We start from the raw sequence: 12839 nt of genomic DNA, 5'->3' as shown, positions 1-12839 counted from the left end.
TGATTGGCTGTCACAGCTTACATATTGGGGTAGTTCGGCCCGTCGCCGCCCTGTGGCGTGGTCCAGACAATGTTCTGCGTCGGGTCTTTGATATCGCAGGTTTTGCAATGCACGCAGTTCTGGAAGTTGATCTGAAACCGCGTCTCGCCAGTCTTTTCGTCCTCAACGAATTCGTAAACGCCCGCCGGACAGTAGCGTGCCGATGGGCCTGCGTATTTTGGCAGGTTCACCGCGACCGGAATGCTCGGGTCTTTCAGCTTGAGATGTGCAGGCTGGCTTTCCTCGTGGTTGGTAAAGGAGAAGGCCACGTTGGTCAGACGGTCAAAGCTGAGCTTCCCGTCGGGCTTGGGGTAGTCGATCTTCTCGTGCTTATCCGCAGGCTCGGTCGCCTCGGCGTCCGATTTGCCATGGCTCAACGTCCCGAGCAACGAGAACCCAAGCGTGTTGGTCCACATGTCAAAACCACCAAGCGCCAGCGAGGCGGTCAGCCCGTATTTTGACCACAGCGGCTTGACGTTGCGCACCTTCTTAAGGTCTTCGGCGATTGGCCCCTCGCGCACATCCGCCTCATATTCGGTCAGCTCATCGCCGCCCCGGCCCGCTTGGATCGCGGCATAGGCCGCCTCCGCCGCCGCCTTGCCGGACAGCATCGCGTTATGATTGCCCTTAATGCGCGGCACGTTGACCATACCGACAGAGCAACCCAACAGCGCCACGCCGGGGGCCACCATTTTGGGCATGGACTGGTACCCGCCCTCGGTAATCGCCCGCGCGCCGTAAGCCACGCGTTTGCCGCCTTTGAGCAGTTCGGCCACCATCGGGTGATGCTTGAAGCGCTGGAATTCCATGTAAGGGAAAACATGCGGGTTTTTGTAGCCGAGGTGCACGACGAAACCGACGTAAACCTGATTGTTCTCAAGGTGATAGATGAACGACCCGCCGCCCGCGTTTTTGTTCAGCGGCCAGCCCATCGTGTGCGTGACGGTGCCTTCTTTATGCTTGGCGGGGTCAATCTCCCAAATCTCTTTCATGCCAAGGCCGTATTTCTGCGGCTCTTTGCCTTCGTCGAGACCGTATTTCGCGATCACCTGTTTGGACAAGCTGCCGCGCACACCTTCAGACAGGAAGACATATTTGCCGTGCAACTCCATGCCCGGCTCATAGTTCGGCCCCGGCGTTCCATCGGCCTGACGGCCCATCTCACCCGCGACGACGCCTTTGACTTCGCCGTTCTCACCGAACACCAGTTCAGAGCAAGCCATGCCGGGGAAAACTTCAACCCCCAGCTCCTCAGCCTGCTCGGCCATCCAGCGGCAGACATTGCCCATGGAGACGATGTAGTTGCCGTGGTTTTTCATCAGTGGCGGCATGGGGAATTCGGGGATGCGCAGCTTGCCCGCCTCGCCCAGCAAATAGAAGTTGTCTTCTTTCACCGGCACATTGAGCGGCGCGCCTTTTTCCTTCCAATCGGGGATCAGCGCGTCCAGCCCGCAGGGGTCAAGCACCGCACCCGACAGGATATGCGCCCCCACTTCAGAGCCTTTCTCCAACACCACAACATTGCAATCGGCGTCCAATTGCTTGAGCCGGATCGCAGCCGACAGGCCAGCAGGCCCGGCGCCGACGATCACAACGTCATATTCCATCGCTTCGCGTTCAATCTCGGCCATTGTGGTGCTCCCTCACGGCAAATTCGGTTTGGATTTGGCTAAACCAGAGCCGCACGCAATGCAATCGCGACCCTGCGTTTATTGCGCAAAAGGTGCTCTGAGCGACATAACATGACGCGCGACCCTTCAGGCCGCCGGTTCGTCTCCCATCAGATAGCGCGGTCCGGGGCCTTTTTCACCTGCGCGATCGACAGGATTATAAAGCGCGCAGGCTTCGAGGCTTAGACAGCCGCAGCCGATACAGCCATCGAGGTTATCGCGCAGCTTTGTTAATGTAGTGATGCGCGCGTCGAGTGCGGCGCGAAAACTTTGGGAGATGCGGGTCCAATCGGTCTTCGTAGGCGTCCGCCCGCCCGGCAGTTGGTCCAGCTCGGCTTTGATCTGCGGCAGGGTGAAGCCGAATTGCTGCGCGATCATGATGAAACTCAGCCGCCGGAGATCGGCCCGGTCAAAGCGCCGTTGACCGCCTGCGTTGCGCCATGGGGCGATCAGCCCCTGCGCTTCGTAATAGCGGATCGCCGACACCGCGAGCCCCGTCCGCTTTGCCAATGCACCGATCGAGAGCCCTTCGTTTACAGCCATTTGCCCCTCCAAAAACTCCTTGACCTAAAGTGAGGTTTAGCAATTACGCTGATTGGACTCAAGAAATCAAACAAAGGTAAACACGATGCCCGCACTGCTCGAACATGCAAATTTCACGGTCTCGGACCCGGTCGCAACCGCCGCCTGGATGCAGGACGTTTTTGGCTGGAAGATCAGATGGGAAGGCAACGCCATTGCAGGCGGCCATACCAAACATGTCGGGACGGAAGATCGCTATGTCGCCCTTTATAACCCCGGCCGCTCAGCCGAGGCGAAGGCCAGCAGCTATCATACACTCGGCGGATTGAACCACGTGGCGGTTGTGGTAGACGATATCCGCAGCACGGAAAAGGCAGTGGAGGCACATGGATTCGTGCCCAAAAACCACGCCGACTATGAGCCGGGACAGCGGTTCTACTTCCATGACGCGGACGGGATCGAATATGAGGTCGTTCAATACGACTGATGGCATGCAACCGCCGATGCGTGGGGCGCTTAGCCCTTGCAATCGGGGGGCAGTTTGGGTCAGGTATCCAGAAAGTTGACACTGCAATCGGCCGCCCCCCGGCTTAAACCCGGGTGCGGCCCTCATTACGTAGGCACACCGCCATGGAAAAGATCCCGATGACCCGCGACGGTCACACCGCGCTCGAAGTTGAACTCAAGCAGCTGAAATCGGTGGAACGGCCTGCCATCATCCGGGCGATTGCCGAAGCGCGTGAGCATGGCGATCTGTCAGAAAATGCAGAGTATCATTCGGCCAAGGAAAAACAGTCCTTTATCGAAGGCCGCATCAAAGAGCTCGAAGGCGTGATCTCGCTCGCGGATGTGATTGACCCCAAAAAACTGTCTGGCTCAATCAAATTCGGCGCAACGGTCACGTTGGTGGATGAAGATACCGAAGAGGAAAAGACCTATCAGATCGTTGGTGAATATGAGGCCAACATCGAAAAGGGTCTGCTCAACATCAAATCGCCCATCGCCCGCGCTTTGATCGGCAAGGAAGAGGGTGATTCCGTTGAGGTCCGGACCCCCGGTGGCTTAAAATCCTATGAGGTCCTCAAGATCGTCTACGCCTGATCAGGAGCGAACAGATGGCAGACCCAAACAACGCGTCCCCCGTCAATCGTGACGGCGGGGCACATCCGACTGATGCCCGTCGCCGGCCTGCACCGCTTGGCGTCTATGATCGCCCCCGGGGGAATGGCATCAGCGAGATTGAGATCATCGCCATCGCCCTCAGTGTGTTGTGGCTGCTTGGCGCGCTCGTGTTCTTTGTGTTTTTGGCCCCCGACGGCAGCGAAGAGCCCGGCGGCAGGTTGCAGGCGGTCATGACGCTGCTGGCGGTGATCCTGCCCGTGGGGATGATCTGGGTTGGGGCAATGGCCCTCCGCGCTAGCCGTGTGGTGCGCGAAGAAAGTCAGCGACTGCAATCGGCGATCAGTGCGATCCGCCACGGTTCTGATGGCCAGCAACAGGGCAACCGGAACGGAGTAGAGCAAAATCTATCCCGCAAACTGGACGAATTGATCGCGAGTGTGCGCAAGACGGAGAACGCCCTTGCCGCCTTGCGCACCCCGCACGAGGAAGCACCGCGGCCTGCGCCCGCTGCCCCCACACCTCAGCCTGCCGCAGCCGAGGACCAGCCCGCCCTCGCCCTAGACACACAGACCAGCGATACGACTGCGCCGCTTTCGGCAGAGGATTTCATTCGAGCGCTGAACTTCCCTGAGACCGCTGAGGATCAGGCAGGCTTTAACGCCCTGCGCCGCGCGCTGAAAGACCGCTCTGCGGCCCAATTGGTGCAGGCTGCGCAGGATGTGCTGACCTTGCTGAGCCAAGACGGGATTTACATGGACGACCTGCGCCCCGATCGCGCCCGCCCCGAGGTCTGGCGCCAGTTCGCCAATGGGGCGCGGGGGCGGACCATCGCGCCCTTGGGCGGCATCCGCGACCGGTCCTCTTTGGCGCTGGCCAATGCACGGATGCGGCAAGACCCCATCTTCCGCGATGCAGCGCATCATTTCCTACGACGCTTCGACCGGACCTTTGCTGAGTTTGAAAAACAGGCCACGGACGCGGAAATCTCGACTCTTGCCGACACCCGCACCGCCCGCGCTTTCATGCTGTTGGGGCGCTGTGCTGGTACATTCGACTGAGGTCGACGCTAGCCGGTAAAGCTGCCGTAGGGGATAAACCGCACGAGATCGCCGGGTTGGATGTCCCGCGCGGCTTCGTTTAGCTCGACCAACCCCTCGGCCCAGCTTAGCCCGCTGATGCGGCCCGACCCTTCGGAGGCGAAGACCTCTATCCGCCCCTCCCGCATCCGGGCGCGAAGATATTCCCGCCGCCCCGGCTTTTTGCGCTTTTCGAAAGCGGCTGGCACGTCGAACCCCTGCGGCTCCTGCCATCCGGCCCCTGCAAGCAGCCCCATCGCGGGCCGACCAAAAATCAAGGTGCAGACCAATGCCGCCACCGGGTTTCCCGGCAGGCCAAAGACCGGCACGCCTTGCCAGAGGCCCAAGGCCAAGGGGCGTCCGGGCTTTACTGCGATCCGCCAAAGCGCCATGGCCCCCGCTTCGGTCAGCAAGGCCGAGACGTGATCCTCCTCCCCTGCCGAGGCTCCGCCGCTGGTCAGGATCACGTCAACCTGCTCCGCCGCCGCATCCAACCGTGCGCGCAGCGCCGATCGGTCATCAGCCACCCGGCCCAAATCGACAGGCTCGTGACCAAAGCTGGCGGCAAGATGCAGTAACATCGGGCGGTTGGCATCGTATATCTGCGCGTCATCCGCAGGGCCGCCCATCTCAACCAGTTCATCCCCGGTAGAGATTACGCCCACCTTTAGCCGTTTGCGCAGGCGAACCTCTGCCACGCCTGCGGCCGCCAAGAGCGCCAGTTCCGCCGGGCCAATCCGCGTGCCAGCGGCGAGGATCACATCCCCCGCCTGCACGTCCTCGCCCGCCTTGCGGGTGTTTGCACCCTGTTTTATCGGCCCGTTGAACCGCAACACGCCACCCTGCGTGGTGACGTCCTCTTGCAGGATCACGGTATCAACCCCTTGCGGTAGGGCTGCGCCGGTCAAGACCCGGATCGCTTGACCCTTTGGGACGGCTCCGGGGCGATCTCCGGCAGCGGCGCGGCCTTGGACCAAAGGCAATTCATGCACCCCCTCGCCGCGCCCTCCCGCAAAGCCATAGCCATCAACGGCGGTATTGGGCAGCGGCGGGTTGGCGCGTATGGCAGTGACGTCCTTGGCCAAGACCCGCCCGCCTGCTTGAGCGACCGGCTGCGTTTCCTGCTCGGTGACAGCGTGCAAACGACCGCGCAGCATCTCCAGCGCTTCCTGCACCGGGGTCCAATGCACGCCGGGGGGCAGGGCGAAACAGTCGTTGCGCAATGGGGGCGGCGCGAGAGGGGTTTCAGGCTTTGCAGGTGTGGTGATCAGGCCGACCTCGCGCAGGATAAAATCAGCAACCGCCGTGGTGTCATTAAGGTCGAACACAGGCCGGTCCAGCGTGAGCGGCACATCTGCGGCCACGGCGCGCACCGTATTGTCACCCGGTGCGATCAGGGGATTGCCTGTTTCCGCCCGATGCGCTTCGACCTTTGGATGGGCGTCTCGTTTGTAGCCTTCGACGAGCACCAGATCGACAGGTGACAGCCGCGCCAATTGTGCCTCCAACGGTGGCTCCTCTGCGCCCCGCAGTTCATGCATCAGCGCGAAACGCGCGCCCGAGGCCAGCAGCACTTCGCGGGCACCCGCAATGCGGTGACGGTGGCTGTCCTTGCCCGGATGATCGACGTCAAAGCTGTGATGGGCGTGTTTCACGGTCGAGACCGTAAAGCCGCGCCCGGTGATTTCAGCCACCAGCCGCTCCATCAACCCGGTCTTGCCCGCATTCTTCCAGCCGACGACTCCGTAAACCCTCATGCCATCGCCTCTGCTTTCGCCAGATCCTCTGGCGTGTTCACGTTAAAAAATGCGGCTTCATCGGGAAACAGCGCTTCGCGCCCGTCATGCGCTTGCGTCCAGAGCACCACCTTGCGCAGCCCGCCCTGCAAAGCAGCCCGCAGATCATCGCGCAACGCCACAGGCCAGAGACCAAAGGTTGGGTGCCGCGCTTTGCCACGTTGTGCGTCGGGCGTGGCGGCCAGCGCCAGCGGATGTGTCATACCGTCGGCGGCCAGCAACAACTGCGGCACCAGATCACAGGGAAAGAAGGGCGTGTCCGCGGCGGCGGTGACAATGGTCTCAGCCCCCTGCGCGGCGGCCCAATCCAGCCCGGCCAAGACCCCGGCCAGCGGCCCGGCGAACCCTTCGATACTGTCAGGCAAAACCCGCAACCCAAGATCCGCGAACCGTGCTGCATTGCCATTGGCGTTAAGCGCCAGCGCCGCCACCTGAGGCTCTAGCCGTGCGATCACTGAAGACAGCAAAGTGCCCTGCCCCAGCGGCAGCAGCCCCTTGTCACCGCCGCCCATACGGGTCGCCTGCCCGCCTGCCAAGATGACGCCAAGTGGTTGTTTCATGGGTTTAATCCTTAGCCCCCTTCCGCCCGCTCTTGCGCGGCTCATCCGCCACGCTGGCCGGATCGGCATCGCGGATCAGCCGCCCCTCGCCCGCCAGACAGGTAAAGCGCTGCCCGCGCATCCGCCCGATCAGGGTGAGGTTCACCTGCTGCGCGATCTCTACCCCCCAAGCCGTGAAGCCTGAGCGAGACGCCAGCACCGGAATGCCCATCATCGCCGTCTTGATCACCATCTCTGAGGTCAGCCGCCCGGTGGTATAAAGCACCTTATCCTCGGCCCCCACTCCTTCGGAGAGCATCCAGCCAGCAATCTTGTCCACCGCGTTATGCCGCCCCACGTCCTCCATATAGACCAGTGGCCGATCGCCCTGACAGAGCACCGTGCCGTGAATCGCCCCGGCTTCGAGATAAAGGCTCGGCGTGCGGTTGATCTTGGCCGCCAAAGCATAGAGATGCGACGTGCGCACTGGCGTGTCGGGCAAGCGCACATCTGCAAGCCCTTCCATCATGTCACCGAAAACGGTGCCCACGGCGCAGCCGCTGGTGCGGGTCTTGCGCTGCATCTTGTCTTCGTAATCGGTGGCGCGTTTGGTGCGCACCACGACGGTCTCCAACTCCTCGTCATAATCGACGCCGGTGATCTCCTCATCCATGCGCAACATGCCCTGATTGCGCAGAAACCCGAGCGCCAGATAGGCAGGATAGTCGCCAATGGTCATGGCGGTGACAATCTCTTGCCGGTTGAGGAAGATCGTCAGAGGGCGTTCCTCGACCACCTTGATCTCAGTCTCGGCTCCAGTGTGATCGACACCGCGCACGGCCCGCGTCAGCCGGGGGGCAGCTGGATCGGGGGCAATCAGATATTGGGAAAGATCATCGTCGCGGGCCAATTGTATCCCCTTCTGGTTAGGTCTAAGCCTTTGGTATTCTATTTAAGAGTTCGTCATGCCCATCACCACCACCAAATCTGCCTATCGCAAGGGCGTTGTCGATGCATCGCCTTTCGTGTTGGTCATTATCCCCTTCGCTTCGCTCTTTGGCCTTCTGGCGACCGAAGCCGGGTTAAATGTTTTTGAGACGCTGACCTTCTCCATCGTGGTGATCGCGGGGGCGGCGCAGTTCACGGCGTTGCAACTGTTGGGTGATGATGTGCCAACGGCGATCGTGTTGGCCTCTGCGCTGGCGGTGAACCTGCGCATGGCGATGTATTCGGCCTCTCTCACCCCATGGATCGGCGGCGCGCCGGTCTGGCAGCGGGCGCTTGCCGCTTATATGACGGTGGACCAATCCTATGTGGCGGCGATCACGCAATATGAGCGTGACCCGCAAATGACCGTGCCGCAGCGCATGGCCTATTTCTTTGGAACTGTGACCCCAGTCGTGCCGCTTTGGTACATCTTTACATTGGTGGGCGCGCTGGTCGGGGCGAGTGTGCCGGACAGTTGGGCGCTCGATTTCGCCATTCCGATCACCTTTCTTGCTATGATCGCGCCAATGTTCCGCACAGCGGCGCATGTCGCAGCCGCTTTGGTTGCGGTAATCGTCAGCTTGATTGCGGTCGATGTTCCCTATGCGCTTGGACTGATCATCGCGGGCGTGGCAGGCATGATCACCGGCGCGCAGGTCGAGGCATGGATGGAACGGATCAAACCGGGGAGCACGGCGCGATGATTGACAAAACCTCACTCTGGATCGTCATCATTGGGCTTGGCATTGGCAGTTTCTTTCTGCGCTTTGTCTTTACCGGTTTGGTTGGGGAGCGCGAGATGCCGCCATGGCTTCTGCGCCATCTGCGCTATACCGCAGTGGCGATTCTACCTGCTCTGGTGGCCCCACAGGTGCTCTGGCCTTCGGGTACAGATGGTCAGTTTGACCTGCCACGCATCAGTGCAGCCGTGGTGACGCTCAGCGTAGGTCTCGTTACCAAGAATGTGCTCGCCGCGATCCTGTCGGGGGCCGCGACGCTCTATGGCATGTTGTATTTTCTGGGGTAGGCTGGATTGAAGCCTTAGCTGACGCGTTATTGTCGCGCCAGTTGGGCCGCACGCAGGGCGTCGATCACATCGCCCTTGTCGTCTTCGTAGTATTTCGCGGTGGTGACGCCGGGCAGCGTTTGAAACTGTTCTTGCAGTTTGACGGGGTAGAAAGTTGATTTCATGTGCCCGAACCCCGGCAACTGCTGCAAAATGCCGCTGGTCGCATTGGCACAAAAAGCCCCCGGCACCGCGCCGTTGCTGGTCACCAGCTGTAAGGCACGCTCGGCCACCGCGGCGCTGACCGGAATCTCTTGACTGACCACATGGAAGGTGCTGCGCGCATGGGCGGATTTGTAGGCCTGCAACCAGCCCGGCGTGACTCCGTAAAGGACATCACCCCGCTCTGGCAGACGGGAATCGCGGAACGACCCCGCAGGGTCAAAGATCACACGCTGCGATCCGCTTACCATCAACGCCGTATGCCCACCGCTGCCTGTCCGGTTATTGACCATCGTCATCAGGGTCAACGAAGGCGGCTCCGGCGCGCGGTAGGCAGCCGCAGCAACGGCTTCTGGCGAACTGTCCGGGCTCTGGTCAACCGAACACCCGGCAAGAACAGCAACCAGCGCCACAGCCGTCAGAAAAGGCTTCAAACCGCGATTCCCCGTGGGATTGAAAAAGGGCGGATCACCCGGCGAAAAGCGCTAACAGCACCAGAATCGCAAGGATAACAACGACACTGCGCGTGACCAAAGTCATGAAGCCGTCAAAGGTCTTTTCCTGCGCATCGATATCCATGCTGCCATGCTCATGTTCAGCCATTTTCGTCTCCCTAAGACAGTGTTTCGCGCTGAGTACCCTATTCGTAACACGGTGTCACGTGGGCATAGCGTCATGTATTCCATACTAGCACAGGTTGATATTACTCGCTAAAGGAGAATCCTGCTCGGGAGTATCAACTTTAAGTACTCGTGGTAGTCTAAGGTGATTTGAGCGCCTTCGCCAGTCCAAAGCCGTGGCATTTTTGTGATGCACCATAGGTTCTTGGGACAATCTATGCGGCGGGTTTCAATTGTCTCGCAGCTTACATTAATGGACCTTCTTTCGCCGATTGGACCACTGCGGCTTAGTGCAACCTTTACTAGTGCCGCGACCAGAGAATCAGCCGATCTGACACCTTTAAAAGGCAACGCCCACAGCTTCATCCTTTACGCTGATAAACCCAAGCTCCGTCCGAACTGCGCAATTCGCGCGTGGCGTCTCCGACCTGATAGAGGTGGCTGAGGTGGGCCACTGCTTCGACCAGCGCCAGCCCATATTCCGCCTCGCCAATGCTGCGCTTAAAAAGCGGGGCGAAACATTCGGCGGCTGATTTTGGCGTATCGATATAGGCAAGCAGTCGGCGCAGCGCGCTGTGGTGATTCTCGATCAACTGCTTCAGCCGTGTCGGCAGGCCAGTGAAGGGCAGTTTATGCCCGCCCAAGACCAAATGATCCTCCTGCGCCAGAGGCACGAAACGCTCGCAAGCTTCCAGCCATTCGCCGATGGGATCGGCCATCGGTTCGGTTGGATAGACACCAATATTGGGACTGATCGACGGCAAGATTTGGTCGCCCGCGATCACCAGATTGTCATCCCTGCTCCAGAAGGTCGCATGTTCAGGCGCATGGCCGTTGCCGATATGCACATCCCAGTCGCGCCCGCCCATGCGGATCACGTCCCCCTGATGGATACGCGTAAACCCCAGCGGCAAGGGGGCCACTACATCCGAGAAATTGAAAGGCCGCTCACTGGCGCGCTTGTCATAGATCTCCGCTGCCATGCCGGATTGGCGGTAAAAGGCCAGAGCCTCGGCCACTGGCACGTCCTGCACGTCCAGCGTCAACATCCGGGCGGTGAGCCATGCGGTGCGGGTGGTGACCAACTCCGCGCCAAACTCCGCCAGCAACCAGCCAGCAAGACCGATGTGATCGGGGTGGTGATGGGTTACCACGACGCGCGAGATCGGCTTGCCATCCAGTGGCCCCGCCATTAGCCCGCGCCAAATATCCTTCCCCCGACGAGACGCAAAGCCCGTGTCGATCACCGTCCAGCTATCGCCCTCGTCCAGCGCATAGACGTTGACGTGATCCAGCTTCATCGGCAGCGGCAGGCGGAACCACAGCACCCCCGGCGCCACCTCGATTGCCTCCCCCTCGGCGGGCGGCACCTCCCATGGGTAGCGCAGCCCTTGGGGCGGGGTGACGGGGATGGGGGCCTGCTCTGTCATCAGCTTTTCAGGTCTTCGACGTCGAGCGCATAGAGGTCCTCTGCTCCCGCCTGCGCATGGGCCAGCAGACCTTGATGCTCGGGCAGGAGACGTTGGATATAGAACCGCGCCAACTTCTCACGCGCACCGCTGCCGCCTGCGGCTTTCTCGGCCATCGCCGCTTGCAGATGCAGGTGTCCGCCCAGCACGCGCGCAAAGGCGCGCAGGTAGGGAACAGCACCGGCGAAACGCTGGTTCATGTCCTTTTGCGCGGTCATCCACTCGGTCGCTTCGCGCAGTGTTTCGCTGGCCTGCCAGACCGCGTCTGCCATACGGGGGAACGGGTCGCGGGCGGTCTCCGCATCGGCTTCGATCTCGTCCAGCAGCCGGTTCGCCGCCTCGCCGCCGTCCATCAATTTGCGGCCCACAAGATCCATCGCCTGAATGCCGTTGGTGCCTTCATAGATCGCCGTGACGCGCACATCGCGGCTGAACTGCGCGGCACCGGTTTCTTCGATAAAGCCCATGCCGCCATGCACTTGCACGCCCATCTCGGCAACGCTCATGCCAACATCAGTGCCGAACGCTTTGGTGATCGGCGTGAGGAATGCTGCCCGCGCGGCCCATTCGTCGCCCTGCCCGGCCCGCGCCATGTCACTGGCATAGGCGCAGCTCAACGCGATGGCACGAGAGGCAAAGATATCAGCCTTCATGCTCAAGAGCATCCGGCGCACATCGGCATGGTCGACAATGGTGCCGATGCCGCCTTCGACGGGAGAACGGCCCTGTTTGCGCTCCAGCGCATAGTCCAGCGCCAATTGATAGGCCCCTTCGGCGGCCCCGATCCCCTGTTCGCCGACGCCAAGCCGGGCGTTGTTCATCATGGTGAACATCGCCGCCATACCGCCGCCTTCGCGGCCAATCATCCAGCCGGTGGCCTTGTCATATTGCATCACCGCGGTGGGCGAACCATGCAGGCCCATTTTGTGCTCAAGGCTGACCACGCTCACACCATTGCGCTGACCCGGCTCGCCGTTCTCGTCGGGAATGAACTTCGGTACGAGGAAGAGGCTGATCCCCTTGGTGCCAGCAGGCGCGCCCGGCAAGCGGGCCAAGACAAGGTGGCAGACATTGCCCGCAAAGTCATTGTCGCCCCAAGAGATGTAAATCTTCTGGCCGGAGACCGCATAGGTGCCATCGCCATTGTCCTCGGCCCGACTGCTCAGCGCACCGACGTCCGAGCCTGCCTGCGGCTCGGTCAGGTTCATCGTGCCGGTCCATTCGCCGCTGATCAGCTTGGGCAGGTAAAGGTTCTTAATCGCGTCGGAGGCATGATGTTCCAACGCTTCGATCTGACCTTGGCTCATCAGCGGCGCGAGTTGCAGCGACAGGCAAGCGCCGCTCATCATCTCGTTCACCGCGCTGGTGAGCGTCATCGGCAGGCCCATGCCGCCGAACTCCGGATCCGCCGACATGCCGATCCAGCCGCCTTCGGCAATCGCGGCGAAACCTTCGGCAAAACCCGGCGAGGTCCGCACGACGCCATTCTCCAGCTTCGCCGGATGCAGATCACCGCCGCGTTGCAGGGGGGCCAGCACGTCATTGCAGAGCCGCCCCGCTTCCTCCAAGATCGCGCCGGTCACATCGTCAGTGGCCTCAGCAAAACGGTCGGTGCTACGGAGCGTTGCGAAATCAAGCACGTCCTCTATCAGAAAACGGTAGTCATCTACGGCGGCGCGGTACGGCATATCATATCCTCCTGAAAGGCGCGCTTGATCTGGCAAGCCTGACATGGCCCTGATAAAGGCAGGTTGATGTTGCCGCCAGCATG

At 61.1% G+C, this 12839-nt stretch carries 14 protein-coding genes; 5 read left to right on the top strand and 9 right to left on the bottom strand.

Translation table 11 applies throughout. The features are described from left to right. Positions 1-17 precede the first annotated feature (17 nt). The gene (locus tag HTT03_RS10630) at positions 18-1670 is read right to left on the bottom strand and encodes an electron transfer flavoprotein-ubiquinone oxidoreductase (protein ID WP_174859761.1); all 1653 of its coding nucleotides are present in this window, start codon (positions 1668-1670) and stop codon (positions 18-20) included. Between the two features lie 126 nt (positions 1671-1796). Continuing rightward, on the bottom strand, positions 1797-2252 hold the full coding sequence (gene soxR / locus HTT03_RS10625) for a redox-sensitive transcriptional activator SoxR (protein ID WP_174859760.1): 456 nt from the start codon (positions 2250-2252) through the stop codon (positions 1797-1799). Between the two features lie 85 nt (positions 2253-2337). Between soxR and HTT03_RS10620 the strand changes: the two genes are divergently transcribed. The 3 genes from HTT03_RS10620 to HTT03_RS10610 all read left to right on the top strand — a co-directional run bounded on the left by HTT03_RS10620 (position 2338) and on the right by HTT03_RS10610 (position 4411). Then, the gene (locus HTT03_RS10620; protein ID WP_174859759.1) at positions 2338-2718 is read left to right on the top strand and encodes a VOC family protein; all 381 of its coding nucleotides are present in this window, start codon (positions 2338-2340) and stop codon (positions 2716-2718) included. A 143-nt stretch (positions 2719-2861) separates the two neighbouring features. Continuing rightward, a complete protein-coding gene (gene greA / locus HTT03_RS10615; RefSeq protein ID WP_174859758.1) occupies positions 2862-3332 on the top strand; it encodes a transcription elongation factor GreA in 471 nt (156 codons plus the stop codon). 14 nt (positions 3333-3346) lie between these two features. Further along, on the top strand, positions 3347-4411 hold the full coding sequence (locus HTT03_RS10610; protein ID WP_174859757.1) for a hypothetical protein: 1065 nt from the start codon (positions 3347-3349) through the stop codon (positions 4409-4411). An 8-nt stretch (positions 4412-4419) separates the two neighbouring features. On the opposite strand, the gene HTT03_RS10605 is transcribed toward HTT03_RS10610, so the two are convergent. Genes HTT03_RS10605 through HTT03_RS10595 form a run of 3 tightly spaced genes read right to left on the bottom strand, consistent with a single transcriptional unit; the run spans position 4420 to position 7680 of the window. Then, positions 4420-6186 carry a bifunctional molybdopterin-guanine dinucleotide biosynthesis adaptor protein MobB/molybdopterin molybdotransferase MoeA gene (locus HTT03_RS10605; protein WP_174859756.1) on the bottom strand — a complete coding sequence of 589 codons (1767 nt, stop codon included), beginning with the start codon at positions 6184-6186 and terminating at the stop codon, positions 4420-4422. Then, the gene (gene mobA, locus HTT03_RS10600; RefSeq protein WP_174859755.1) at positions 6183-6785 is read right to left on the bottom strand and encodes a molybdenum cofactor guanylyltransferase MobA; all 603 of its coding nucleotides are present in this window, start codon (positions 6783-6785) and stop codon (positions 6183-6185) included. Before mobA ends, HTT03_RS10605 begins: the two co-directional genes overlap by 4 nt. A 4-nt stretch (positions 6786-6789) precedes the next feature. Then, a complete protein-coding gene (locus HTT03_RS10595) occupies positions 6790-7680 on the bottom strand; it encodes a formate dehydrogenase accessory sulfurtransferase FdhD (protein ID WP_174860324.1) in 891 nt (296 codons plus the stop codon). 49 nt (positions 7681-7729) lie between these two features. Between HTT03_RS10595 and HTT03_RS10590 the strand changes: the two genes are divergently transcribed. Together HTT03_RS10590 and HTT03_RS10585 are read left to right on the top strand one after the other, a co-directional pair. Further along, on the top strand, positions 7730-8455 hold the full coding sequence (locus HTT03_RS10590; RefSeq protein ID WP_174859754.1) for an AzlC family ABC transporter permease: 726 nt from the start codon (positions 7730-7732) through the stop codon (positions 8453-8455). Beyond that, a complete protein-coding gene (locus HTT03_RS10585) occupies positions 8452-8778 on the top strand; it encodes an AzlD domain-containing protein (protein WP_174859753.1) in 327 nt (108 codons plus the stop codon). Before HTT03_RS10590 ends, HTT03_RS10585 begins: the two co-directional genes overlap by 4 nt. A gap of 26 nt (positions 8779-8804) precedes the next feature. On the opposite strand, the gene HTT03_RS10580 is transcribed toward HTT03_RS10585, so the two are convergent. The 4 genes from HTT03_RS10580 to HTT03_RS10565 form a co-directional block, all read right to left on the bottom strand. Continuing rightward, a complete protein-coding gene (locus HTT03_RS10580; protein WP_174859752.1) occupies positions 8805-9413 on the bottom strand; it encodes a hypothetical protein in 609 nt (202 codons plus the stop codon). Between the two features lie 34 nt (positions 9414-9447). Next, entirely contained in the window at positions 9448-9582 is a 135-nt protein-coding gene (locus HTT03_RS10575) for an aa3-type cytochrome c oxidase subunit IV (protein ID WP_174859751.1), read from the bottom strand. 379 nt (positions 9583-9961) lie between these two features. Continuing rightward, a complete protein-coding gene (locus HTT03_RS10570) occupies positions 9962-11029 on the bottom strand; it encodes an MBL fold metallo-hydrolase (RefSeq protein ID WP_174859750.1) in 1068 nt (355 codons plus the stop codon). Beyond that, on the bottom strand, positions 11029-12756 hold the full coding sequence (locus tag HTT03_RS10565; RefSeq protein ID WP_174859749.1) for an acyl-CoA dehydrogenase: 1728 nt from the start codon (positions 12754-12756) through the stop codon (positions 11029-11031). The genes HTT03_RS10570 and HTT03_RS10565 overlap by 1 nt, the downstream gene beginning before the upstream one ends. Positions 12757-12839 lie beyond the last annotated feature (83 nt).

The organism is Sulfitobacter maritimus (assembly GCF_013346665.1).
Taxonomy (GTDB): domain Bacteria; phylum Pseudomonadota; class Alphaproteobacteria; order Rhodobacterales; family Rhodobacteraceae; genus Sulfitobacter; species Sulfitobacter maritimus.
Note: the sequence above shows the minus strand (reverse complement) of the source record. Positions and strands in the feature narration are given on the sequence as shown.